We start from the raw sequence: 1204 nt of genomic DNA, 5'->3' as shown, positions 1-1204 counted from the left end.
CGTCCGGATTCTTGCTGAACCAAATCTGTTCGCTTTTTTAGGGACATATAAAAGGGAGGTCGTCTGAAAATTTTCAGACGACCTTACTACACTGTTGGGGTTTAACACAGTCTATGCTTGTCAGGAGATATAAAAAGATATCAAAATACAGATAGAGTAGTAAAAGTTTTAATATATCTTTAGGCTCTCTTGGTAAAATTCAAATAACTCTTTTGCATATTTTTTATAAGAAGGAATCTTAATTGCTTTCAAAAAATTTATTAAATCTTTTTCTGATTTTCTCAATAGTAAAATTTCTATAGAGTTTACAATGAGGAAAGTCTTAGCCTGACCAATTAATATAATATCATCACTATCTTCTTCATCTTCCTCAAAGTCACAGTAATCTTCTGACAATTTTGATATTTTTAATTTTGAGAAATTAAAAACTAATTTATCGTTTTCAATAATAAAATCTAATATTAACTCAGGTGTTAATCCTGATTTATTAATTTCATTAGCAACAGAATTACATTCTTGTGAAATACTTTCGTCATTGTCATAAATTTTAATTCCATATTCATGTTCAGCCTTATCTAATAACCTTTTGTATTCATGAGATTGAATTAAATTTTTGATTTCTAATCCTGTTACCATGTGCTGGTTCCTTTCAAAATTTTTAATAATACACTACCTGTGTGTCGGAATGGGTCCATTGCGGCATGAGCCCATGGTGTTGCAATAGATAAGTTCCAAGCTTCATGAGCTTTATTTGAACCTAATCTTTGTGGTAAGTAAGTGTGATGTAGTTCTAATGACACATTGCGTTCTTCAATTCCTCTTCTTGTTCGAATTCTAACTTTTATTCGTGGTGCTTTACCTTTCTCCATCCTTTTTAAATTACGTTCAGAATATTTACATTTTGGACTTGAACCAGGATTTTTAGCTTTTTCTTTAGCTATACGGTCCCTTTCTTTTTTTGCTTCTGCTTTCCAAAATTGTTTTCTAGCAGTATTCCATGATAATAGTCCTAATGGATCTATCCAGCTTTGTATGTTAGGGGAGAATAAATAAATATTATCTCCACCATTTAACCCAATTGGATCCTGATTCACAAACCGCCCCGCATCAGGCTCATAATACCTGAAGAAGTTGTAGTGCAGCCCCGTCTCGCGGTCACAATACTGGTTCTGCAGGCGGAAGGGTTGGTATGCGCTATCCGTTA

Annotated in this window: 2 protein-coding genes; both read right to left on the bottom strand. The window is 33.2% G+C overall.

Going from position 1 to position 1204, the window contains the following annotated elements; translation table 11 throughout:
- Positions 1-168 precede the first annotated feature (168 nt).
- The gene (locus HMPREF2726_RS00010; protein WP_070498966.1) at positions 169-636 is read right to left on the bottom strand and encodes a hypothetical protein; all 468 of its coding nucleotides are present in this window, start codon (positions 634-636) and stop codon (positions 169-171) included.
- Positions 630-1204, bottom strand: a 575-nt coding sequence (locus HMPREF2726_RS14555) for an RHS repeat-associated core domain-containing protein (RefSeq protein ID WP_148132441.1), incomplete at its 5' end; no start/stop codon positions are given. The genes HMPREF2726_RS14555 and HMPREF2726_RS00010, both read right to left, overlap by 7 nt.

The sequence above is a fragment of the Neisseria sp. HMSC074B07 genome (genome assembly GCF_001810355.1).
Classification (GTDB): Bacteria; Pseudomonadota; Gammaproteobacteria; order Burkholderiales; family Neisseriaceae; genus Neisseria.
Note: the sequence above shows the minus strand (reverse complement) of the source record. Positions and strands in the feature narration are given on the sequence as shown.